This window comes from Gordonia sp. NPDC003950 (assembly GCF_053605205.1).
Map to the genome: position 1 here is coordinate 1 of NZ_JBSGIT010000001.1, position 21,817 is coordinate 21,817.

The window sequence follows — 21,817 nt, forward strand, 5'->3', positions numbered from 1 at the left end:
AGCACACTGGCGTGGTGATCGGCGAGGTTGCGGATCACCACGATGGCGTGCAGCGCACTCTTTGCGTCCTCGTGGGTGAGGCCGCCGGTGGTGAAGTCGAGTTCCGCCAACAAGTCGATGGTGATGTCAAGTTCCCCCGATGTCATGTACACCACGGTACGCCTCGTTGGCGGTCGGCGCAAGGGTCGGTTTCGTGAATCCTGTTGCTGTGCATAACGTTTGGTCTGTGGATAACTTGTTGTCGGCGGGATTTTCTTGTCGGTGGGGTGTGGTATGGGGCGGCGCGTTTCGTGGGAGGTGTTGTGGTGGTGGGGGTTCCAGCGTCATGTCACCTGGTCTCGACTCGACCCTCCGTTTCGACGGAGCTCAACGCGGCAGCTAGCGCTCCGGGTCGGCTCGACCGGCGGGATAAACGCGGCTCGACCGGCGGGATGGGGACGCCTCGACCGGCGGATTGGGGTCGGCTCGACCGGCGGGATGGGGACGCCTCGACCGGCGGGATGAGGTCGGCGCGACCGGCGGGATGAGGTCGGCGCGATCGGCGGGATGAGGTCGACGAGAACGAGATTGGATTGTTGTCAACGTAATTCGGAGCGTTGTCAGCGCAACCGAAAGCACTGTCAGTGATGAGGAGAGCCGTCACCGGCAAGATGCGTAGCCCTCTGGCTTTGTCGGTGGGCGGGTGCACTATGGACGTATGCGTAGTCGACATCTCAGCACCGTCATCGCCGCGAGCCCGCAGCGGGTGTACGAGTTCGCCGCCGAACCCGACAACCTGCCGCGGTGGGCTGCGGGCCTTGCCACCTCGACGGTGACCAGGAGCGGTGACGACCTCTTCGTCGAGTCGCCGATGGGCACGGTGACGGTTCGCTTTGTCCGACACAATGATCTCGGGGTCCTCGATCACGACGTGATCCTGCCGAGCGGGGCCACGGTGACCAATCCCATTCGGGTGCTTGCTCATCCCGATGGTGCCGAAGTGGTCTTCACTCTTCGCCAGCGCGAGATGTCGGACGCAGAGTTTGAGCGGGACGCCGAGATGGTCAACGCCGACCTGGCGATGCTCAAATCGATACTGGAACAAGGTGACTGACCAGATCGAGGCAGGTGCTCAGCCGCGCGTCAGCACGAGGCCGGCGGCGAGAACCGCCACCGACGTGGTGTGCAGAACGGCGCGAAGGGTGTTCCAACGCACCCACGGCACGATGTAATCCGACCACACCTGCTGCGCCGCAACAGGTTCGATCGTTCCCACATCCGCCAGCCGGTCGTTCAGCGGAACATTGGCCATACCGGTGACGAGAAACGCGACGATGTAGAGTACGGCGGCGGCAAGCACCCACCAGCGCAGATCGTCGCGCCAGGTCAGGACGGTCCCGGCAATCGCAAACACTAGTCCTCCGATGAAGATCGCCAGGAAGATCGGATTGACGATCACCACATTGATCCGTTGCATCGCGGCGATGGCCGTGCTCGGGCCGGTGCGGTCGAGGGCCGGCATCACCGCGTAGGAGAAGGCGGCGAAGAGGCCCGCGACGAGCCCACCGGTCACCAGGTTCAGTATCAGGGTGATCGCTCGAAGGATGGTCACGAGATCAACTTCACTACGAAGCGATGAGCGTTTCCATTATCCGAAGGATCGATTCCATTATCGATCGTCTCGAGCAAGCGCTATCGTCGGGCAATGGATGCTCTCGGTCTGCTGTTGAACGGCCCCCGTGCCGTCGATCCGATGATCCTGCGAATGGTGATGACCGGCGACTGGGCCGTGCGCATCACCGATCGTGCCCCGTTGACCGTCGTCGCGGTCACCCGCGGCGACGCGGTGCTGAGCTACGACGACGGCACGACGTCACCACTGAACGTCGGCGACGTCGCGCTCATCCGCGGCACCGAACCGTACACGATTGGCGCCACAGCGAACTGCCCGCCGATCGCGATCATCGATGAGAGCGGGCACTGCCTGGATCCCACGGGACGCCACAGCGTGGCCGAGCAGATGAGTTTCGGCGTTCGGTCCTGGGGTAATACGGACGCCGTCCGGGACACCGACACCGTGATGCTGGTGGGCACGTACCAGACCGGCACCGTCGGACGACACCTGCTCGACTCACTGAACCGGATCACCGTCGTCGCGAGCCACGACGACCCGTTGGTCGCGATGACCGAGTCCGAAGCCGTCGTGGACGCACCCGGGCAGGAGGCGGTCCTCAGCAGACTGCTCGACCTCCTGCTGATCACGGCGCTGCGCCGCGCACTCGCCGCCGGACACGGTCCGGCCTGGGTACGGGCCCATTCCGATCGCCTCGTCGGGCAGTCGCTTCGACTGCTGCACAACAACATCGATCATCCGTGGACGGTCGCCTCACTCGCCGAACAGGTCGGGATATCCCGGGCTGTGATGGCCCGCCGCTTCACCGAGCTGGTGGGCGCACCTCCGATGACGTACCTGGCGACGTGGCGGCTCTCGGTGGCGGCAGACATGCTCGACGACACCGACGCGACCCTGGACGTGATCGCCCGGCGAGTCGGCTACGGAAGCGCTTTCGCCCTGAGTACAGCGTTCAAACGCCGGTACGGCGTGAGCCCGGCAGTCCATCGACGACGGGCCACCGACCGAACCGCACACACCACGGAACAATCCGGACCCCAGTCCGGTTAAAGGTGTCATGACCAAGAAGATCGGTTTTCTCTCCTTCGGACACTGGGCCGCCTCGCCCGGGTCACAGACGACCTCCGGCGCCGACACCCTACTGCAATCCATCGACCTAGCCGTGGCCGCCGAAGAGCTCGGCGCCGACGGTGCCTACTTCCGTGTTCACCACTTCGCACACCAGCTCGCCTCGCCGTTTCCCCTGCTCGCCGCGATCGGCGCGAAGACCAGCAGCATCGAGATCGGCACCGGCGTCATCGACATGCGCTACGAGAACCCCATGTACATGGCCGAGGACGCGGGCGCGGCGGACCTCATCGCCGGAGGGCGCCTGCAACTCGGCGTCAGCCGGGGGTCCCCGGAGCAGGTCATCGAGGGCTACAAGTACTTCGGATACATTCCGCCGGAAGGGGTCTCCGACGCCGACATGGCCCGCCAGCACACCGACGTCTTCCTCAAGCTGATCGACGGCGCGCGGTTTGCCGAACCCAACCCGTCCCCGATGTTCCCGAATCCCCCGGGCCTGCTCGGCATTGAGCCGCAGTCGCCGGGACTGCGGGAGCGGATCTGGTGGGGTGCCGGAACCCGGGCCACCGCCGAATGGACCGCCGAACAGGGCATGAATCTGATGAGTTCGACGCTGCTCACCGAGGACACCGGCATCCCGTTCCACAAGCTGCAGGCCGAGCAAATCCAACGGTTCCGCGACAAGTGGGCCGAGGCCGGACATGAGCGCGAACCCCGAGTATCGGTGAGCCGCAGCATCTTTGCGCTCACCAACGAGATGGACCGCGCCTACTTCGGTCGCGACCGCCACAGTTCGGATCAGGTCGGCCACATCGACGGCGGACTCGCCCGATTCGGACGCAGCTATGCCGACGAACCCGACAAACTCATCGAACAACTCCGAGAAGACGAGGCCATCGCCGCCGCGGACACCCTGCTGCTGACGGTGCCCAACCAGCTCGGCGTCGAATACAACGCGCACGTCATCGAGTCGATCCTCACGGAGGTGGCGCCCGCACTCGGCTGGCGCTGAGGCGTGCGGCGGGGTGGCCTCGATACGGCCCTCGTTCCTCGGGCCACTCGGCCGGCGGGGCGTGGGTCTCCGGTGTGACGGTTCCGGCGTGACGCTGCGGAGGTGACCTCGATACGGCCCTCGTTCCTCGGGCCTACTCGGCCGGCGGGGGGAAGGTCGGCCCTGCCGGAGGGAGGTGCCTACTCGGCCGGCGGGAGGCGGGCCACCCAGCCAGTGAAGACCTACTCGGCCCAGCGGCGGCGGGCCACGCGGACAGCGGGGGCGGCCTCGCCGGCGGAGAGCGGAGGGAGACCCACTCAAGACGGACCATGTAGCAGATCTACATCGTTCATCCAGTTAAATTCGCTTGTCCTTCATCGATATGGGCTCGACGATGGCTGCATGACCACACGCGATCGCCTGCTCGGACTCACCGTCGTCGTCCTGTGGGGTCTGAACTTCATCGCGATTCGCGTCGGCCTCGATCACTTTCCGCCGTTCTTCTTCGCCGCCCTGCGGTTCGCGGTGATGGCGGTGCCGGTGATCGCGTTCGTCCGCTTCCCGAAGGTGCAGATGCGCTGGTTCCTGCTCTACGCCGTCGGATTCGGCTTCGGGCAGTTCGCCTTCCTGTTCCTAGCGATGGATCTCGGTATGCCGACCGGCCTCGCCTCCCTCGTCCTGCAGACCTCCGCGCCGTTCACAGTGCTCCTGGGCGTGGTGTTCCTGCGTGAACGTCTGGTGCCCGCCCAGGTTCTCGGCATCGCCGTCGCCGTGGCGGGCATCGTCCTCATCGGCGCCGACCGCGCCGGACACTCCGCGATCGGACTCGGCATCGTGGCACCCATGGTGCTGACCGTGCTGGCCGGACTGTCCTGGGCGTTCGGCAACATCGGCAGTCGCCTATCCCAACCGGACGACGCACTTCGCATGACGCTGTGGATGTCGGTGGTCCCGCCCCTCCCCTTCCTGCTGATGAGCCTGGCGACCGAGGGCCCCGCGGCCGATCTCGCGTCGCTCACCTCGCTGAGCACGTCATCGGGACTACTCGCCCTGGTCGGGCTGGCGTACGTGGTGCTGCTCGGCACCATCGCCGGATCCGGTCTGTGGACGATGCTGATGAAACGCTACGAGGCCAGCCGCGTCGCGCCGCTGTCACTGCTGGTGCCGGTCGTCGGGATCAGCGCGTCCTGGCTGTTACTCGACGAGGTCCCGTCGCGGGTCGAACTCGGCGGCGCCGCACTCGTCATCGCCGGCTGCGCCGCCGGGGTGATCGCGTCGCCGCGCTCGCGGCCGAAGCCCGCCAGAACTCAAGAGCACGAGCTTGTCTCGTCAGCCTGACGTGAGCTCGACGATCTCGGCTGCCACATTGCGCCGCGCATCGGCCTCCCACAGCCGCCGCGCCGTCGCGGTGACATACAGATGATCGTGAGACAGCAAGTCCCGCAACAACTGTGCACGCCCGCTGCGGAACAGGTCGTCGGGGACCGCCTGATACTCGTCCCGCACCGCATCGACGTACTCGCGGTACCGCGCCGGATCGGCACCCAGAATCCACAGATCCGCATCCGACAACACCCCACCATTGCGGTCGTCGGATGACGGGTCGTGGGTCCGGGTCAACTCGACGAGGCGGACCACCTCGGTGACGTCCGGGTCGTCGGCACCGAGAAGATCGGCGGCCAGGCGCGCCGACGCCCCCTCGTTGTCCTCGCCGAACACCTCGTACACCGCGTCGTGAAACCAGGTGGCCAGCACCACCGGGCGAACGTCGAACTCCTCACCTGCTTCCGCCAAAACATCGAGCGCGCTCAGCATTTCGTCGCGATGCCGGGCATCGTGGTGTCGACGGTGTGGTTCGTTCCAGCGTGCGTCGAGGTCGGCGACGAGCCCGACCGGCATGTCCACCTGCATGGCCTCACGGTACCCGCGGCTTGCCCTGCCGGTCATTCCGGCGACGTACGCCACTCAGCTCAGCGCGGCCGCGATCGTCTCGTGGATGCGGGACACCGCCTGCCGCGCCGACGGACTGTACCCGGTCATGTTGGCGAAACCGTGGATGAGTCCGCCGTCCCGTTCCAGGGACACCGAAACCCCGGCTGCGACAAGCGCATCCGCGTACGCGATGCCCTCATCACGCAACGGGTCGAAGCCGGCCACCACCACGTGGGCGGGCGGGAGGCCGCTGAGATCGGTGGCCAACAGCGGCGAGAGCCGCGGGTCGGTGCGGTCGGCGTCGGCCGGAACGTAGTTCTCGTCGAACCAGTCGATCCGCGCCTTGGTGAGCAGGTACCCCGTTGCGAACTCCTCCCGGGAGCCACCCTCCCGGGTGTGGTCGGTGATCGGGTAGAGCAGCACCTGCAGTCGGGGCGTCACATCCTCACCCCGCACCTGCTGAGACACCACCGCCGCGAGGTTGCCGCCCGCGCTGTCACCGGCGACGACGAGGCGGTCGGCGGGCACACCCCACTCCGCGGCCTTTGCCACCGCGAAACGCCAGGCGACCAACGCGTCGTCGACCGCCGCCGGGAACGGATGCTCGGGCGCCAGGCGGTAGTCGACGGAGAGCACGTCGGCGCCGGTGTCGATCGCGAGCCGTCGGCAGTACCCGTCGTGCGTGGCCGGGGAACCGAGGACGAATCCACCGCCGTGGAAGAACACGATCAACCCGGTGGTGGTGACCTCGGCGCGGTAGCGGGTCGCGGGAATCGGCCCGTCCGGCGAGTCGATGGCGAGGTCCTCGACGACCGCGAGTGCCGGTGTCTTCTCGCCGCCGACCCCGGCGTTCACGACGAGGTTCCTACGGGCGTGTTCCGGGGTGACCCCACCGAGATCACCACCCGGGATGAGGCCCATGACGACCGCGGTGGCGAGCATATCCGGGGCGATGTGCTCGCCGTCGGCGTTGACCGGGCAGAACCGCGCGAGGGTTCCCGGCACCACCGCAGGAATGTGGCCGATGCGGCTCAGAGCCGCGCGGACCGGTCGTAACGGAAGCGGAAGTGTCGATGTCGTGGCCCTGCTCACACCCCGCGACACTACTCGCCGGTTCCGTCACGGCACCGCGCGCATCGCTGTGCCAGACTCGTCCACATGCCCGACCGCGACACCCCGTCATCGTCCGCGACGCGCGTCCCGCTGCGCACCTCGGTGGCCCTGGCCGCCGCCGCATCCGCTCGATGGGCGTCCCGCACCGCAGGCCGCGGAAAGGGCTCAATGATCGGCGGCCTGGTCGCCGAGAAGATCGACCCGAAGATCATGTCGCGCCTCGCGGCCGGCAAGCGGACTGCGCTGATCACCGGCACCAACGGCAAATCGACGACCACCCGGATGACCGCCGCGGCCCTCGCCGAACTCGGTGAGGTGGCCACCCAGGCCGACGGCGCCAACATGGATGCCGGGATCATCGCGACACTGAGCCTGCAACGCTCGGCGCCGGTATGCGCACTCGAGGTCGACGAACTCCACGTCCCACACGTCAGCGACGCCACCGACCCCGAGGTGCTGGTGACGCTGAACCTGTCCCGCGATCAGCTCGACCGCGTCGGCGAGATCAACATGATCGAACGTCGGCTGCGCGCCGGGATTGCCAGACACCCCGCCATGACCGTCGTCGCCAACTGCGACGACGTCCTGGTGACCTCGGCGGCGTTCGACGCACCCAAGGTCGTCTGGGTGGCCGCGGGTGCGAGTTGGGTGGGTGACTCGGTGAGCTGCCCGCGGACCGGAGAGCCGATCATTCGCGGCACGGATGGTGACTGGCGTTCCACCGGCGATGAGAACTTCCGTCGCCCGTCACCGGACTGGTGGTTCGACGACGAGAACCTGTACGGCCCGGACGGATTCACCTCACCGATGTCGCTGCTGGTACCCGGGCGCGCCAACCGAGGCAACGCTGCGCAGGCGGTGGCCGCCGCCGTCGTCATGGGCGCCGACCCGGCCAAGGCCGTCGCCGCGGTGCAGACCGTCGGCGAGGTCGCCGGGCGTTACGGCATCCATCAGGTCGGCAATCATTCGGTGCGCACGTTACTGGCGAAGAATCCCGCGGGTTGGCAGGAGGCGCTGTCGATGATCGATCAGGACGCCGACGGTCTGGTCATCGCGGTCAACGGGCAGGTCCCCGACGGGGAGGATCTGTCGTGGTTGTGGGATGTGCGATTCGAGGCGTTCGAAACCATGCAGGTCGTGGCCTCCGGTGAGCGGGCCGCCGATCTGTCGGTGCGACTGCTTTACGCCGGCGCCGAACACACCACGATCGACGACCCCATGGCCGCCATCGCATCCTGCCCGCCCGGGCGGGTCGAGGTGCTCGCCAACTACACCGCGTTCCGCGACCTGAACACCGCCATCGAACGCGCCGAGCGTGCCCGGAAGGCAGAACAGTGAGCGAATCGACCCTGCGGATCGGCCTCGTCCTGCCCGACGTGATGGGCACCTACGGCGACGGCGGCAACGCACTGATCCTGCGTCAACGCGCCCGGATGCGCGGGATCGACGCCGAGGTCATCCAGATCACCCTCGACGACGAGGTGCCCGATTCGCTGGACGTGTACACCCTCGGTGGTGCCGAGGACTACGCGCAGCGCTTGGCGACGCGGCACCTCACGCGATTCCCCGGACTGCAGCGGGCCGCGGCCGCGGGACGGCCGGTGCTGGCGATCTGCGCGGCCATCCAGGTGCTCGGACATTGGTATGAGACCTCGGCCGGCGAACGCGTCGACGGCATCTCAGTGTTCGATCTGACGACGTCACCGCAGGCGACACGGAGCATCGGCGAACTGGTCACCGAACCCGTCCTCGAGGGTTTGACCCAGCCGTTGAGCGGTTTCGAAAACCATCGGGGCGGAAGCACGTTGGGTTCGGACTCGTCACCGCTGGGGCGGGTGAGGCACGGCGTCGGCAACGGGGTCGGCGACGGCACCGAGGGTGTGGTCAGCGGATCGGTCATCGGTACATACATGCACGGACCGGCGCTGGCACGTAACCCCGAATTAGCCGATCTTCTCCTGGCCCGGGCCATGGGGACCGATACGCTTGCGCCGCTTGACCTCCCAGAGGTTGACCGGCTGCGCACCGAGCGTCTCGCCGCCGGCCGGCGGGGCTGAATCGGCACGCGACCACCAGTACATCCGGCGAAACCTGGGGCATCGGTCCGCGCCGCAGATCGCGCAATCTGTTCCGGCACGGTAATGCTCATGTGCTGACTTCGGATGACTACATCGACAACGGTGATCTGCGCGCCCGACCATTACGACACCCTACGCTCTGCGCCGATCACCGAACGGCGGTATGCACGCTATGTCCCCTTTTCGGGTGAGCTCAGCCCGCGCGCCGATCGTCGTCGGCGACGACCCGAACCGGGTGGCGTCGCGATCCCGTGACCTCGGGTGCGGTGTTCTCGGGTGCAGTGGTCGTGGGAACAGTGGCCATGGGAACAGCGGGCGCCAGGCGCAGTGCGGGGCGCCGCGCGGCCGCCTCGTCCCGAGCGATCGGTCTGCGCGTCTTGCGGAACTTCGCGCACCCGGCGAATCCGCAATGTCCGCAGTCCGATCCGGCTCGGTAGTGCTCGTGCATGGCGCGGGGATGTCCGCAGCGGCAGACGTCGTCGTCATTTCTCATCGGCGGTCCCTGTCGTCGTCTCATCGCATCGGGGGTATTCGATGTCCGCCTTCGACGATGCCCACCGACACTGGCCCGATCCTGGCATCCACCGGTGGGCCGGCTGTCAACGCCGCAGCGTGGGCAGTCCCGCGGTCCGGGCGGCGTCGACGATCACCTCGCGGAGCATCGCCGGCGTGAGGCGACCCGTGAAGGTGTTGTGCTGGCTGACGTGATAGCTGCCGACGACGGTCAGGTGATCGTCGCCGGCGGTGATGACCGTGCGGGCGCCGTGACCGAACTTCGGTCGTGGCCGGGCCACCTCCCAGCCGAGGTCGGCGAAGGTTCGCAATCCCACCTGCCAGCCGAATCCCCCGAGCACCAGCACCGACCGCAGCGTCGGTCGCAGCAAGGCGAGTTCGGCGGCCAGCCACCGCGAACAGCGATCACGTTCGGCCGGTGTGGGTTGATTCTGCGGTGGCGCGCAATGCACCGGCGCGGTCATCCGTACCCCGAACAGTTCCATGCCGTCGTCGGCGGAGATCGCGTCCGGACGGCTTGCCAGCCCGACGTCGTAGAGCGCGCGGAACAGGACGTCGCCGCTCTGATCGCCGGTGAACATCCGGCCGGTGCGATTGGCACCGTGGGCGGCCGGCGCCAAACCCAGGATCAGCATCGCGGCGTCGGCCGGTCCGAACCCGGGAACCGCTCTGCCCCAATAGGTCTGGTCGGCGAACGCCGCACGCTTCTCGCGCGCGACCCGTTCCCGCCACGCCACCAGCCGTCGACAGGCCCGGCACTCGACGATCGCGGCATCGAGGTCGGCGATGTCGGTGAAGGTGCGGCGTCGGCCCATCGGGATCTGCTCAGTCCAGCACCCGGCATCGGTCCCGGGTGCGGTCGACGGCGAACCAGCCGCGTTCGAATTGTTGCCACCGCTGCAGAAACGGTCGGGACTCCTCGCCGTCGCGGGCGACGGCCCGTTCGAGCCGTTCGGCGGCGGGCGCACCGTCGAGCCACAGCGAGTAGGTGAGGCGGTCGGCGATGCGTCGCCGCGCCGCGGAAACCCCCTCGATCACCAGCAACGGTTCCCAGCGATACCAGATCCGGCTGCCGATCTCGGGGACGCCGTCCACCCACACGCGCGGCCGGTACCGATAGTCGCGTCGGCGGATAAAGGCATGCACCACATCGGTTTCCAGCTCCGGCCACCACGCCACCGGATTGTCCCAGGTGGCGAAGTCATCGGTGCGGACCAGCACCACACCGGTACCGCGGGCTCGTAGCTTGGCGACCAGCGCGTCGGCGACCGTCGACTTGCCCGCACCCGACGGACCGTCGATCGCAACGATGCCGGAGATCATCTCGGCGGCGAGATCGTCGAGGCGGGCGTCGAGTTCGTCGGGCAGTGGCGGTCCGGCGGTACCGGTTTGACCGGATGCAGCGGCGGTCGCGGACACGGGCGGTCTCAGGCGAGCGCCCGGCGGCCCGACAGGGCGCGACCGAGGGTGAGTTCGTCGGCGAATTCCAGGTCGCCACCCATCGGGAGCCCGGACGCCAGTCGGGTGACGCTGAGCCCTGGGAAATCCTTGAGCATGCGCAGCAGATAGGTGGCGGTGGCCTCGCCCTCGGTGTTGGGGTCGGTGGCCACGATCACCTCGGTCACGTCATTGCCGTCGGGGGTGTTGGCCAGTCGACGCAACAGTTCACGGATGCGGAGTTGATCCGGGCCGATCCCGGACAGCGGGTCGAGGGCGCCACCGAGCACGTGATAGCGCCCGTGGAACTCCTTGGTCCGCTCGATGGCGTGCACGTCCTTGGGTTCCTCGACGACGCAGATCGTCGTCGCATCCCGTCGGGCGTCCGAGCAGATCCGGCACAGCGTGTTGGCCGACACGTTGCCGCATTCGGCGCAGAAGGTGACGTCGTCGCGGACGTGGCCGAGCGCCGAGATCAGCCGATCGATCTCCTTCTTCTCGCCGGCGAGCAGCGCAAAGGCGATGCGCTGGGCTCCCTTGGGCCCGAGGCCCGGCTGTTTGGCCAGCTCATCGATCAGATCCTGGATCGGCCCCTCGTACACGTCCGCCCTCAGCCGAGTCCGGGCAGTCCGCCGCCGAGTCCGCCGGCCAGGGGCCCCATCTTCTCGCCCGCGAGTTCCTCGCGCTTGCGCGCCAGATCGGCCAGGGCGCCGAGCAGAAGATCCTGCAGTGTCTCGACGTCGTCGGGATCGACGACCTTGGGGTCGATGGTCACCGCGGTGACCTCACCCGTCCCGTTTCCAGTGACGCTGACCAGTCCGTTGCCTGCGGTTCCGGTCACCTCGGTCGCGGCGATCTCGTTCTGCGCCTCGAGGAGCTTGGCCTGCATCTGCTGGGCCTGCTGCAGCAGACCCGCCATCGGGTTCTCGCCGCCGGCACCACCGCCGCCGAAGAGGGCACTCGGGTCGAAAGGTTGATTCACGGGCTCCAGAGTAGTCGCCGTGCTGCGGGGGGTCCGTGGGCGCGCCGGGTCAGCGCAGCAGACGCGCGACGTGATCGACGATCTCGTCGACGGTGTCGTCGCCGACCGGGGTGATCTCGAAGGACAGGTCACTGTCGCCGAAGAGGCGTCCCGCGCGCTGGGTCAGCACGAACTCCAGCCGGTTGTCGTCGACGCGTCGCCAGTCGACGATCGCGTCGTAGATCGGTGCGGAGGCGCCGGTGGAGATGCAGTACCGATCATTCGCGCGGTCGCTGCCCACCAGATCGCGCTGGATCTGGAAACAGGCCATCGACTCGTCGTCGATGAACACCACCGCCTCGCAGCCGAGGTCGGGGTGGCGTTCGTAGGAGGCCCGGATCGTCACAGAACGCAGGGTAGCGGGGAGGGAGGTTACTGCCCGTCGAGTGGGCGCTGTTTCCCGTCGAGTGGGCGCTGTTTCCCGTCGAGTGGGCGCCGCATCCCGTCGAGTGGGCGCTGTTTCCCGTCGAGTGGGCGCTGTTTCCCGTCGAGTGGGCGCCGCATCCCGTCGAGTGGGCGTTCAGGCCTCCACCCGCGCATGGCGATATGCACACTTGATCTGATTCGACGCACACTCGACGCAGATCAGCGCTCACTCGACGGGAAGTAGCGCCCACTCGACGACGTCAGCGCACGCTCCGGCGGGAGGTGAAGCACCGGTGCTCCCCGCTGATCGGGTCGGTGAACGCCAACGAGTACGCCACCAGACGCAGCGGTTGCGCGAAGTCACCGTGATCGGGCCGCGCGGCGAGGTCGGCGTCCACCTCCGGATAGAGCGGATCGCCGACGATCGGCACGCCGAGCGAGGCCATGTGCAGCCGGAGTTGGTGGGTGCGGCCCGTGTGCGGGACGAGGCGATAGACCGAGCCGTGGACGGATCGTTCGACCTCGGTGATGTCGCTGATCGCGTTGACCGGGCCGTCGACGACGCGTGCGCGCAGGTCCCCGGCCGTCTTCTCGATGCGATCGCGCACCGTCCGCGTCCCGGACCAGTCGGCCGGCGGGGCCAGAGCGCGGTACTCCTTGTCGACGCGGCGCGTGGCGAACAGGTCCTGATAGGCGGCCCGCACTTCGGGGCGAAGGGTGAACAGCAAGACGCCCGCGGTGAGGCGGTCGAGACGATGCGCCGGGGCCACGAGGTCCGTGCCGAGTTCTCGTCGCAACCGGACCAGCGCCGTCTGCGTCACATGCCGCCCCCGGGGCATCGTCGCCAGGAAGTGGGGTTTGTCGACGACGACGATGTCGTCGTCGCGGTGGAGGATCGGCAGGTCGAACGGGATCGGCACCTCGTCGGGCAGGTCCCGGTAGAGGTAGATCGAGCTGTTCATGGTCGCCGGCGCGGACAGGTGGACCGGCACGCCCTCCGCGTCGACGATCTCGCCTCGCTCGGCGCGCGCCTGCAGTGCCTCGTCGGACATATCCGCCAGCGACGGGGTGGTCCGAAGGCAATCGCGGATCGTCGACTCCGGCCCGGAACGCAGCACCACGCGGGTGGCGTCGACCCCGTCGCGGGGCGGCAACGGCGACGGCCGTGACCGACCCCGACGACGCGGGCGTTCAGGGATTACTTCTCCAGCCGGGTCTTGAGATTGGCCAACAGGGCGGCCTGGATCTTGGCGAGGCCCTTGGGTGCGAAGGTCTTCTCGAAGAAACCACCGATGCCGCCGGCATTGCTGTTCCACGTGGTCGTGGTGGTGACGGTGCTGCCCGCTCCGGCGGCAGCGACCTTGTACGTCGTCACCATCGTCGAGTTCTCGTCGCGTTCGGTGATGGTGTCCGGGGAGACGGCCACGGTGGCCTTCACGTCGCGCTGACGTTTAGAGGTGGCCTGCAGGATCCAGTGCACGACGGTGCCGTCGCCGTTGCCTCCGCTGATCACCGAGTAGTCGCGGTACTGCTCGGGCAGGATCGCCGGGCGGACCTCGTTGTAGTCGGCGAGCGCGCCGATCACGGCGTCCGGGGTAGCGGCGATCTCGGTCGACTGGCTTGCAGAAATCTGACCCACGGGCCGGGCTCCTTCGTCAGGTATTGATTGGCGGGCATGAGGCTCAGGTCCTAGGCTAGCCAAGTGAGCTCTGCAGACTTGGAGATGGGGGCAGCGGCATTCGAGGAGGGCGTGGCAACCCTCCTGAACAGTTATCGCGCCATCCCCCCGCAGGCCACCGTCCGACTCGCGAAGAAGACCTCGAATCTGTTCCGGGCGCGAGCGAAGAATCCACACCCCGGCCTGGATGTGTCCGGTCTGGACCGGGTCATCTCCGTCGACGCCGAGGCCAAAACCGCCGACGTCGCGGGCATGTGTACCTACGAGAACCTCGTCGCCGCCACGCTGCCCTACGGCCTGGCGCCGAAAGTCGTTCCGCAGTTGAAGACCATCACGCTGGGCGGCGCGGTCACCGGATTGGGGATCGAGAGCACCTCCTTTCGCAACGGCCTTCCGCATGAATCGGTGCTGGAGATCGACATCCTCACCGGCGACGGCGAAATCGTCACCGCCACACCCACCAACAGCTACGCCGACCTCTTTTTCGGATTCCCGAATTCGTATGGCACGCTGGGATATTCGGTACGTTTGAAGATCGAACTGGAGACAGTGCAACCCTTCGTCGCTCTCCGGCATGTGCGATTCACCGATCTCGCCGAACTGCAACGCACCATGGACGTCATCGTCGGCGACCGCACTTACGACGGCGAACGCGTGGATTACCTGGACGGCACCGTGTTCACCGCCGACGAGGCGTATCTGACACTCGGGCGCCAGACCGATGAGCCGGGCCCGGTCAGTGACTACACCGGCATGGACATCTACTACCGGTCGATCCAGCATGCGCCGCAGATGACACCCAAACGCGACCGGTTGACGATCCACGACTACCTGTGGCGCTGGGACACCGACTGGTTCTGGTGTTCCCGCGCCTTCGGTGCCCAGAATCCGCGCGTGCGTCGAGTGTGGCCGAAACGCTTGTTGCGCAGCAGTTTCTACTGGAAGCTGATCGGCTACGACCATCGGTTCAACATCGCCGACCGGATCAACGCCCGTAAGGGCCTACCCGCGAACGAGCGGGTGGTGCAGGACATCGAGGTGCCGATCGAGAACACCACCGCCTACCTCGAATGGTTCCTGGAGAACATCCCCATCGAGCCGATCTGGTTGTGCCCGTTGCGTCTACGGGATGATGCCGGCACGAAGGGCGGACCGACGGATACACCCGACGTACAGGGTGAGCACACTCGACGTGATGCGTCCCGCCCGTGGCCGTTGTATCCGCTGGAGCCGCACCGAACATATGTCAACGTCGGTTTCTGGTCGGCGGTGCCGGTGACGCCGGGTGATCCCGGATACGCCAACAAACTGATCGAACGAGAGGTGGCCGAACTCGATGGCCACAAGTCCCTGTATTCGGAATCCTTCTACAGTCCAGAGGAATTCGATGAGCTCTACGGGGGCGAACACTATCGGTTGCTCAAGAAGCGGTACGACCCCAAGGGCCGACTGCTGGACCTCTATGCGAAAGCGGTGAAACGGCAATGACGACCTACAAGGACAGCGCGTCGACCAACGGCGTCATCACGAAAACCGATGCCACACAAGGCAAACTCAATCTCGCCCAGGTCTTCGAATCCATCATGGGCGGCAGCCTCAACATACGGATCACCGCCTACGACGGCAGTTCGGCCGGACCTGAGGACGCCGAGTTCGGCCTCAACCTGAAAACACCGCGGGGAACCACCTATCTCGTCACCGCCCCCGGCGATCTCGGACTCGCACGGGCATATGTCGCAGGCGATCTCGAGTTGATCGGTGCACATCCCGGCGATCCGTACGGAGCACTGCAGGCACTTGCGTCGGACCTGGAGTTCAAGCGGCCGTCGCCGCTGACGCTCGCACAGATCGCCCGATCCCTCGGTATCGAACACTTCAAGCCCATCGCCCCACCCCCGCAGGAGGCCCTGCCGCGGTGGCGACGCTTCGCAGAAGGCCTACGGCACAGCAAGGCTCGCGACGCCGAGGTCATCCACTATCACTACGACGTCTCCAACACCTTCTACGAGTGGGTCCTCGGACCGTCGATGACCTACACCTGCGCTGTCTACCCGGACCACGATGCATCGCTGGAAACAGCGCAGGACAACAAGTATCGACTGATCTTCGACAAGCTCCGCCTCAAGGCCGGTGACCGCCTCCTCGACATCGGTTGCGGCTGGGGCGGAATGGTGCGGTACGCCGCCCGTCGCGGCGTCAAGGTGCTCGGCGTGACCCTCTCGGCCGAGCAGGCCGAGTGGGCGCAGCGGGCGATCATCGACGAGGGTCTGTCCGATCTGGCCGAGGTACGTCACAGCGATTACCGCGATGTGCCCGAGGCCGAGTTCGATGCGGTTTCGTCGATCGGCCTCACCGAACACATCGGCGTCGGCAACTATCCGGCGTACTTCTCGTTCATGCGCGACAAGCTCCGCGTCGGCGGAATGTTGTTGAACCACTGCATCACCCGTCCGGACAACGGGAAGAACATGCGAGCCGGTTCGTTCATCGACCGCTACGTCTTCCCCGACGGCGAACTCACCGGTTCCGGCAAGATCATCTCCAAGCTCCAGGACATCGGTGGCGTCGAGGTGATCCACGAGGAGAACTTGCGTTATCACTACGCGATGACCCTGCGCGACTGGAACCGCAACCTCGTCGAGCATTGGGATGAGGCGGTGGCCGAGGTCGGCGAGGGTACTGCCCGCCTGTGGGGTCTCTACATGGCAGGCTGCCGCATCGGCTTCGAGCGGGACATCGTGCAACTGCATCACGTCCTCGGCGTCAAACTCGACGCCGACGGCCGTCAGGACCTTCCGCTGCGCCCGTGGTGGAACGCGTAGTCACGCAGTCGCTTGGCCCCAGTCGGTCGAGTAGCCCCACTGGTCGCGGTACCGCACCGCGAACGTTCGGTGACGTTGCGTGCGGCGGACGTACGTCCGCCGCACGATCGTTGACAGCGCTCTCCCACCCGTTGACAGCGCTCTACGGTGCGTTGACAGCGCTCTCCCACCCGTTGACAGCGCTCAACGCTGAATCCGCAGACCACGCGGACCATCAATCCGAGCGCCGTCAGTGACTACGTAAGCGCCGTCAACGTCCTACGAGGCGCTGTCAGTGCAGGACAGAGCGCTGTCAGTGACTACGCGAGCGCTGTCAACGTCAGACAGAGCGCTGTCAGTGCGTCGTCAGAGTCCGTGTTCGGACGAGTCGATCGGCGTAGCACCCAATTCCGTCTGCAGCAGGTCGAGGGCGAGCTTGTCGGGATCGATTCGGGCGTCGGGCGTCGCGTTGTGGGCGTCGGCGACCATCTCGGCGCGTTCCGCGTCGGGGATCTCCTCGTCCGGTCGTGGCGGCTCCGGTTCGGGTTCGGGCTCGGGTTCCGGTTCCGCAGCTACCGCCTCGGAGCCCGCCTCGGGTTGGCGGGCACGACTCGGCCGCGCGTAGGTCTGCCGCTTGGCCGCGCTCGCCCCCTGCTGCGGTGCGGTCGAGGTGGCCGGGGCCGCGGCGGTGGCGCCACGAAGGACGATGCGCACCTCGAGATCGCCACCGAAGGTCTCGCTCAGTGCTTCACGGATGATCCCCACCGCGTGCTGCGACGACAATCGACCGACCAGCACCTCGATGGGATGCCCGAGTGTGACCGTGGTGCCGTCGAAGTCGTCGACAACGGCCGCCGACAGCATCGGCTCGAGGCTCTTCGACCGCGACCTGACCGCGGTGCGCACCTCTTGGAACCGCTTGCGCACGGTGTCGAGGTCGAGACCGGTCGACGGTGCCGGCTCCGGGTCGGGCACAGGTGTCGGTGCGGGCCGCGGCGTGGCCACACCCGGCTCGTCCGGCGGCACCTCGTACTCGTCGACGGGTTCGTCCGGCAGTGGGATGTCGTCAACGGCGGCGACGGGCGCCGGGGTCGGTTGCGGGCGTGACGGTGGTTGCGGGCGTGACGGTGGTTGCGGCGCAGTCGGATTCCCGCCTCCGCGCGGACCCGGCATGGTGGTGCCGGTTTCCGGTGCGGAAGCAGGGGCGGGCCGGGGTTCGTCGGGTCGCGGCGGCTCCGGCTTCGGCGCCACCTCCACGGGGGTCGAGTCCACGGGGGTCGACTCCACGGCGGGGATCGACTCCGCCGGAGCCGGGTCCGGCTGCGCCGGTTGGACTTCGGGTTCCGGCTGGGCCACGGGTTCCGGCCGGGCCACGGCTTCCGGTTCCGGTGCAGCCGCACGTTCCTCTGCGGCCTTGCGTTGCGACGGACGGACGTACTTCGGCGGCGGCTCGTCGGCCGGCGAGGCGGACACCGGCGCCTGCGGCACAGGTGAGGACGACACAGACGTCGGCGGCACCGTCGGCGCGGATGCCGCCGCAGCACCCGACGCTGCGGGCCCGGCCACGACCACCCCGGATTCGAGCCGTTCCAGACGCTGCAGCAACGCGGCGTCGTCGGCGGAGGTGGTCGGCAGCAACATGCGTGCGCACATCACCTCGAGTAGCAGTCGCGGCGAGGTGGTGCCGCGCATCTCGCCGAGCGCGTTGTGCACGATCTCGGCGAAGCGGGTGAGTCCGCCCGGTCCGAGTCGTTCGATCTGCGCGGTCATGCGCGCGAGCTGATCACCGGGCGCCTCCACCAGGCCACGTTCGGCCGCGTCCGGAACCGCCTGCAGCAGAATGAGATCGCGAAGTCGTTCCAGGAGATCCACGGCAAAGCGGCGTGGATCGTGTCCGGCGTCGACGACCTTTTCGACGACGGCGAACAGTGCGGCACCGTCGGCGGTGGCCAGGGCGTCCACGGCGTCGTCGATGAGCGCGATGTCGGTGACGCCGAGCAGCGCGAGCGCCCTGTCGTAGGTGACGCCCTGTTCACCGGCACCGGCCAGCAACTGATCCAGAATCGACAGCGAATCACGTGGCGAACCGCCACCGGCGCGGATCACCAGAGGGTAGACGTCGGCGCCGACCTGCACGCCTTCCTGCGCGCAGATGTTCTCCAGCAGTCCTCGCATCACCGGCGGCGCCAGCAGCCGGAATGGATAGTGGTGGGTACGCGACCGGATGGTCGGCAGCACCTTCTCCGGCTCGGTGGTCGCGAAGACGAAGATGAGGTGCTCCGGCGGCTCCTCGACGATCTTGAGCAACGCGTTGAAGCCCGCGTTGGTGACCATGTGGGCCTCGTCGACGATAAACACCCGGTACCGCGACTCCGAGGGAGCGTAGAACGCGCGATCCCGCAGCTCACGGGTGTCGTCGACGCCGCCGTGGCTGGCCGCGTCGAGTTCGATGACGTCCAGATTGCCCGGACCGCCAGGTGCCAGGGCGACACACGACGCGCACTCACCGCACGGCGTCGACGTCGGACCCTGTGCACAGTTCAGCGACCGCGCCAGGATGCGGGCCGAGGACGTCTTGCCGCATCCGCGCGGCCCCGAGAACAGATAGGCGTGGTTGATCCGGCCACTGTCGAGCGCGCGGCTGAGGGGATCGGTGACATGCTCCTGCCCCACGACTTGGGCGAATGTCGCCGGGCGATAGGTGCGATACAGAGCCACGCGTCGAGAGTACCGGCGATCACCGACAGTCCGATCCTCTCCCCCATAGGGCCTCTCGTCGGTGTAGTTTGACTATTCGTATCTAACACTTACGGGTGATTCGTCTACTTGGCATAGAGTTAAGTGAGTCTTGGGTCATTTGCCATCCGAGTTGTGCAGATCACAGTTCGGCACCAGGCGAGATCCCCACCGCCGAACCAGGCGTTGTGCCGGAGGTTGCTCAAGACCAATAAGCCGCTGACCAATAGCCCGCTGACCGAACTCCCGAGGACCGACACATCACCGACGACCGACGGTCCCGACCGTCCGGCACTGGCGCCGCCGCAGGAAACGGGCTCACTCGTCGCCATGTCCGCCTCGACGATCCAGATGATGTGGGTGGCCTCGGGCGTCAACGGACTCGGCGCCGGTGCCGTCTTCCCGGCCTCACTCGCCCTCGTCGCGCCGGTCGCGACGACGGTGCCCGAGCGGGTTCGTGGCATCGCCGTCGGGGCGGGCTTTCTGTCCGCCGGTTCGGCCGTCTCGCCACTTCTCGGCGGCGTACTCGCCGACCTCGGCTGGTCGCAGGCGTCGTATCTGGCGGTCGTCGTCGTATCGATCCCGGCCGCCGGGCTGACCGTGGAGCCCGCTGTACTCCGGCCTGATCTTCCTGCTGTTGCAGGGACCCGCGTTCGTGTTGATGCCCGTCCTCAGTCGCCTGCAGATGCGGATTCCCTCGCACCTGCTGCTGACCGTCGGCTTCGTCTCGATGGCCGCGGCCATCCCCAGCCTCGTCGGACTTCGCCCGGGCGCGATCCGCGAAGAGATCGTCGAACCGAACACCGGCGAGCTCCCGGCGACGGGCATGCCGGCGGTCTGACCGGCCACCGGTGAACCCGCCGTCATCGACCGTGTGAGCTGCGTGCTCACACGGTAAACACTCACACGGTAGACACGCTGGTGAACTGTTCCCGCAGTTGGTATTTCAACACCTTTCCGGACGGGTTTCGGGGCAATGCGTCGACGAATTCGAGGCGCAGCGGCAGCTTGTACCGCGCCAACTGTTCCGCCGCAAACTCGCGCAACTCCTCCAGCGAGACCTCGTGTCCGGGGGCGGTGGCGATCACCGCGGTGACGGCCTCACCCCACTTGGCGTCCGGCAGACCGAGAATCGCGATCTCGGCGATCGCCGGATGACTGTAGAGGACGCTTTCCACCTCGGCAGGGTAGACGTTCTCACCGCCGGTGATCACCATGTCCTTGACGCGGTCGACGACGTAGATGTAGCCGTCGTCGTCCTCGCGCCCGACATCGCCGGTGTGGAACCATCCGCCGTCGTCGATCGCCGCCGCGGTGGCACCCGGATTGTTCCAGTAGCCGACCATCACCTGCGGTCCGCGCACACAAATCTCACCCGGTTGCCCCACCGCGACAGGCGAATTCGCCGCATCGACGAGTCGTACGTCGGACAGCGGCAGCACCTTGTTGCCGGCCGCGCCGATCTTGGCGGCGGACTCGTCGACGCTCATCACCAACGCCAGGGGCGCAGTCTCGGTGAGGCCGTACCCCTGGGCAAATGCCAGACCCCGCTCGGCGTAGCGTCGCATCAGGGGTTCGGGAACCGGTGCACCACCGCACACCAGGTAGCGCAGCGAGGAGAGGTCCGCGGTCTCGAACTGAGGCACCTGACTCATGAACAGGTACATCGCCGGAACGCCGAACATCGTGGTGACGCGGTGCTTTTCGATGTCGGCGAGGGCCGCCACCGGATCGAAGGACTGTGCCAGGACGATGTGCCCACCCTTCTGCAGGGTGATCAGCGTGGTGACGTTGAGACCTCCGATGTGGAACAGCGGTGCGGCACAGTAACTGATGTCCGACGAGTCGACGTCGAGGCAGAACAGCGCATTGACGTTGTTCCAGAACAGATTACCGTGCGTGAGCATGGCTCCCTTGGGGCGACCGGTGGTCCCCGAGGTGTACATGATCACGGCCACTGCGTCGGAATCTGGTTGCGCCGGAGCCGAAATCGGCTCGCTGCCGGCGATGAGTTCCTCCACCGAGGCCCAGCCGTCCCGCGCGCCGACTGCGATGCGACGCTGCAGGGGCAGCGGTTCGTCCACGGCGTCGACGACCGCGGCGAGATCCGGGTCGGCGATCAGGGTGTGCGCCCCGGAGTCGTTGATGATGTAGGCCAACTCGGTTCCTGTGAGCCGGAAGTTCAACGGCACGAACGTCGCACCGGCCCGGGCGGCGGCGAACATGGCGGTGAGGAACATCGGGTTGTTGAGCCCGAGGTAGGCGACGCGGTCGCCGGCACCCACGCCACCGTCGACGAGGGCGGCGGCCAGGCGGTCGATCCGATCGGAGAGGTCACCGAAGGTGAGCGTGTGGTCACCGAACGTGATGGCGGGTCGATGTGGACCGATCGCGGCGCGGCGCGCGATCCAGGAGCCGAGATCCATGGTTTCCGGGGTCCTCACGCGGGTCATGACGATTCTCCTGTGACG

At 67.1% G+C, this 21,817-nt stretch carries 22 protein-coding genes and 1 pseudogene; 10 read left to right on the forward strand and 13 right to left on the reverse strand.

What is annotated here, in order from left to right; genetic code table 11:
* The first annotated feature begins 697 nt into the window (after positions 1 to 697).
* On the forward strand, positions 698 to 1,093 hold the full coding sequence (locus tag ACWETB_RS00005) for an SRPBCC family protein (RefSeq protein WP_449744976.1): 396 nt from the start codon (positions 698 to 700) through the stop codon (positions 1,091 to 1,093).
* Between the two features lie 18 nt (positions 1,094 to 1,111).
* Here ACWETB_RS00005 and ACWETB_RS00010 read toward each other — a convergent pair whose 3' ends face one another.
* The gene (locus tag ACWETB_RS00010; protein WP_452208539.1) at positions 1,112 to 1,591 is read right to left on the reverse strand and encodes an anthrone oxygenase family protein; all 480 of its coding nucleotides are present in this window, start codon (positions 1,589 to 1,591) and stop codon (positions 1,112 to 1,114) included.
* Between the two features lie 93 nt (positions 1,592 to 1,684).
* Here ACWETB_RS00010 and ACWETB_RS00015 point away from each other — a divergent pair, with 93 nt between their 5' ends.
* The 3 genes from ACWETB_RS00015 to ACWETB_RS00025 all read left to right on the forward strand — a co-directional run bounded on the left by ACWETB_RS00015 (position 1,685) and on the right by ACWETB_RS00025 (position 5,009).
* Entirely contained in the window at positions 1,685 to 2,662 is a 978-nt protein-coding gene (locus ACWETB_RS00015; protein ID WP_449744978.1) for a cupin domain-containing protein, read from the forward strand.
* Between the two features lie 7 nt (positions 2,663 to 2,669).
* Entirely contained in the window at positions 2,670 to 3,692 is a 1,023-nt protein-coding gene (locus ACWETB_RS00020; RefSeq protein ID WP_449744979.1) for an LLM class flavin-dependent oxidoreductase, read from the forward strand.
* Positions 3,693 to 4,073: 381 nt separating this feature from the next.
* On the forward strand, positions 4,074 to 5,009 hold the full coding sequence (locus tag ACWETB_RS00025) for an EamA family transporter (RefSeq protein ID WP_449744980.1): 936 nt from the start codon (positions 4,074 to 4,076) through the stop codon (positions 5,007 to 5,009).
* Here ACWETB_RS00025 and ACWETB_RS00030 read toward each other — a convergent pair.
* The gene (locus ACWETB_RS00030) at positions 5,001 to 5,582 is read right to left on the reverse strand and encodes an HD domain-containing protein (RefSeq protein WP_452208540.1); all 582 of its coding nucleotides are present in this window, start codon (positions 5,580 to 5,582) and stop codon (positions 5,001 to 5,003) included. The genes ACWETB_RS00025 and ACWETB_RS00030 overlap by 9 nt on opposite strands.
* A gap of 54 nt (positions 5,583 to 5,636) precedes the next feature.
* On the reverse strand, positions 5,637 to 6,695 hold the full coding sequence (locus ACWETB_RS00035) for an alpha/beta hydrolase (RefSeq protein ID WP_452208541.1): 1,059 nt from the start codon (positions 6,693 to 6,695) through the stop codon (positions 5,637 to 5,639).
* A gap of 66 nt (positions 6,696 to 6,761) precedes the next feature.
* Between ACWETB_RS00035 and ACWETB_RS00040 the strand changes: the two genes are divergently transcribed.
* Positions 6,762 to 8,054 carry a MurT ligase domain-containing protein gene (locus tag ACWETB_RS00040; protein WP_452208542.1) on the forward strand — a complete coding sequence of 431 codons (1,293 nt, stop codon included), beginning with the start codon at positions 6,762 to 6,764 and terminating at the stop codon, positions 8,052 to 8,054.
* The gene (locus ACWETB_RS00045) at positions 8,051 to 8,773 is read left to right on the forward strand and encodes a type 1 glutamine amidotransferase (RefSeq protein WP_452208543.1); all 723 of its coding nucleotides are present in this window, start codon (positions 8,051 to 8,053) and stop codon (positions 8,771 to 8,773) included. The genes ACWETB_RS00040 and ACWETB_RS00045 overlap by 4 nt, the downstream gene beginning before the upstream one ends.
* A 214-nt stretch (positions 8,774 to 8,987) precedes the next feature.
* Here the strand turns inward: ACWETB_RS00045 and ACWETB_RS00050 are convergent, their stop codons facing one another.
* The 8 genes from ACWETB_RS00050 to ACWETB_RS00085 all read right to left on the reverse strand — a co-directional run bounded on the left by ACWETB_RS00050 (position 8,988) and on the right by ACWETB_RS00085 (position 13,770).
* A complete protein-coding gene (locus tag ACWETB_RS00050; RefSeq protein WP_449744985.1) occupies positions 8,988 to 9,287 on the reverse strand; it encodes a hypothetical protein in 300 nt (99 codons plus the stop codon).
* A 106-nt stretch (positions 9,288 to 9,393) separates the two neighbouring features.
* Positions 9,394 to 10,122: a uracil-DNA glycosylase gene (locus ACWETB_RS00055; RefSeq protein WP_449744986.1), complete on the reverse strand. Its 729-nt coding sequence runs from the start codon at positions 10,120 to 10,122 to the stop codon at positions 9,394 to 9,396.
* Positions 10,123 to 10,132: 10 nt separating this feature from the next.
* Positions 10,133 to 10,630, reverse strand: a complete 498-nt coding sequence (locus ACWETB_RS00060) for a uridine kinase family protein (protein ID WP_449744992.1) — start codon at positions 10,628 to 10,630, stop codon at positions 10,133 to 10,135.
* A gap of 104 nt (positions 10,631 to 10,734) precedes the next feature.
* Positions 10,735 to 11,346, reverse strand: a complete 612-nt coding sequence (gene recR, locus ACWETB_RS00065) for a recombination mediator RecR (protein WP_348806318.1) — start codon at positions 11,344 to 11,346, stop codon at positions 10,735 to 10,737.
* Positions 11,347 to 11,354: 8 nt separating this feature from the next.
* On the reverse strand, positions 11,355 to 11,726 hold the full coding sequence (locus ACWETB_RS00070; RefSeq protein ID WP_449744987.1) for a YbaB/EbfC family nucleoid-associated protein: 372 nt from the start codon (positions 11,724 to 11,726) through the stop codon (positions 11,355 to 11,357).
* 49 nt (positions 11,727 to 11,775) lie between these two features.
* Positions 11,776 to 12,111, reverse strand: coding sequence for a hypothetical protein (locus tag ACWETB_RS00075; RefSeq protein WP_449744988.1), 336 nt, complete (start codon positions 12,109 to 12,111; stop codon positions 11,776 to 11,778).
* A gap of 280 nt (positions 12,112 to 12,391) precedes the next feature.
* On the reverse strand, positions 12,392 to 13,285 hold the full coding sequence (locus ACWETB_RS00080) for a pseudouridine synthase (protein WP_449744989.1): 894 nt from the start codon (positions 13,283 to 13,285) through the stop codon (positions 12,392 to 12,394).
* Between the two features lie 44 nt (positions 13,286 to 13,329).
* A complete protein-coding gene (locus ACWETB_RS00085) occupies positions 13,330 to 13,770 on the reverse strand; it encodes an SRPBCC family protein (RefSeq protein WP_449744990.1) in 441 nt (146 codons plus the stop codon).
* Positions 13,771 to 13,854: 84 nt separating this feature from the next.
* On the opposite strand from ACWETB_RS00085, the gene ACWETB_RS00090 reads away from it, so the two are divergent.
* Positions 13,855 to 15,297, forward strand: coding sequence for an FAD-binding oxidoreductase (locus ACWETB_RS00090; RefSeq protein ID WP_449744993.1), 1,443 nt, complete (start codon positions 13,855 to 13,857; stop codon positions 15,295 to 15,297).
* Positions 15,294 to 16,631, forward strand: a complete 1,338-nt coding sequence (locus tag ACWETB_RS00095) for a class I SAM-dependent methyltransferase (RefSeq protein WP_452208544.1) — start codon at positions 15,294 to 15,296, stop codon at positions 16,629 to 16,631. Before ACWETB_RS00090 ends, ACWETB_RS00095 begins: the two co-directional genes overlap by 4 nt.
* A gap of 345 nt (positions 16,632 to 16,976) precedes the next feature.
* Here the strand turns inward: ACWETB_RS00095 and ACWETB_RS00100 are convergent, their stop codons facing one another.
* The gene (locus ACWETB_RS00100; protein ID WP_452208545.1) at positions 16,977 to 19,328 is read right to left on the reverse strand and encodes a DNA polymerase III subunit gamma and tau; all 2,352 of its coding nucleotides are present in this window, start codon (positions 19,326 to 19,328) and stop codon (positions 16,977 to 16,979) included.
* A 348-nt stretch (positions 19,329 to 19,676) separates the two neighbouring features.
* Between ACWETB_RS00100 and ACWETB_RS00105 the strand changes: the two are divergent.
* Together ACWETB_RS00105 and ACWETB_RS00110 are read left to right on the forward strand one after the other, a co-directional pair.
* Positions 19,677 to 19,928, forward strand: a pseudogene (locus ACWETB_RS00105) (MFS transporter); the annotation flags it as partial.
* A gap of 73 nt (positions 19,929 to 20,001) precedes the next feature.
* Positions 20,002 to 20,187: a hypothetical protein gene (locus ACWETB_RS00110; protein WP_452208846.1), complete on the forward strand. Its 186-nt coding sequence runs from the start codon at positions 20,002 to 20,004 to the stop codon at positions 20,185 to 20,187.
* 61 nt (positions 20,188 to 20,248) lie between these two features.
* Here ACWETB_RS00110 and ACWETB_RS00115 read toward each other — a convergent pair whose 3' ends face one another.
* The gene (locus ACWETB_RS00115) at positions 20,249 to 21,799 is read right to left on the reverse strand and encodes an acyl-CoA synthetase (RefSeq protein ID WP_449744836.1); all 1,551 of its coding nucleotides are present in this window, start codon (positions 21,797 to 21,799) and stop codon (positions 20,249 to 20,251) included.
* Positions 21,800 to 21,817: the final 18 nt, after the last annotated feature.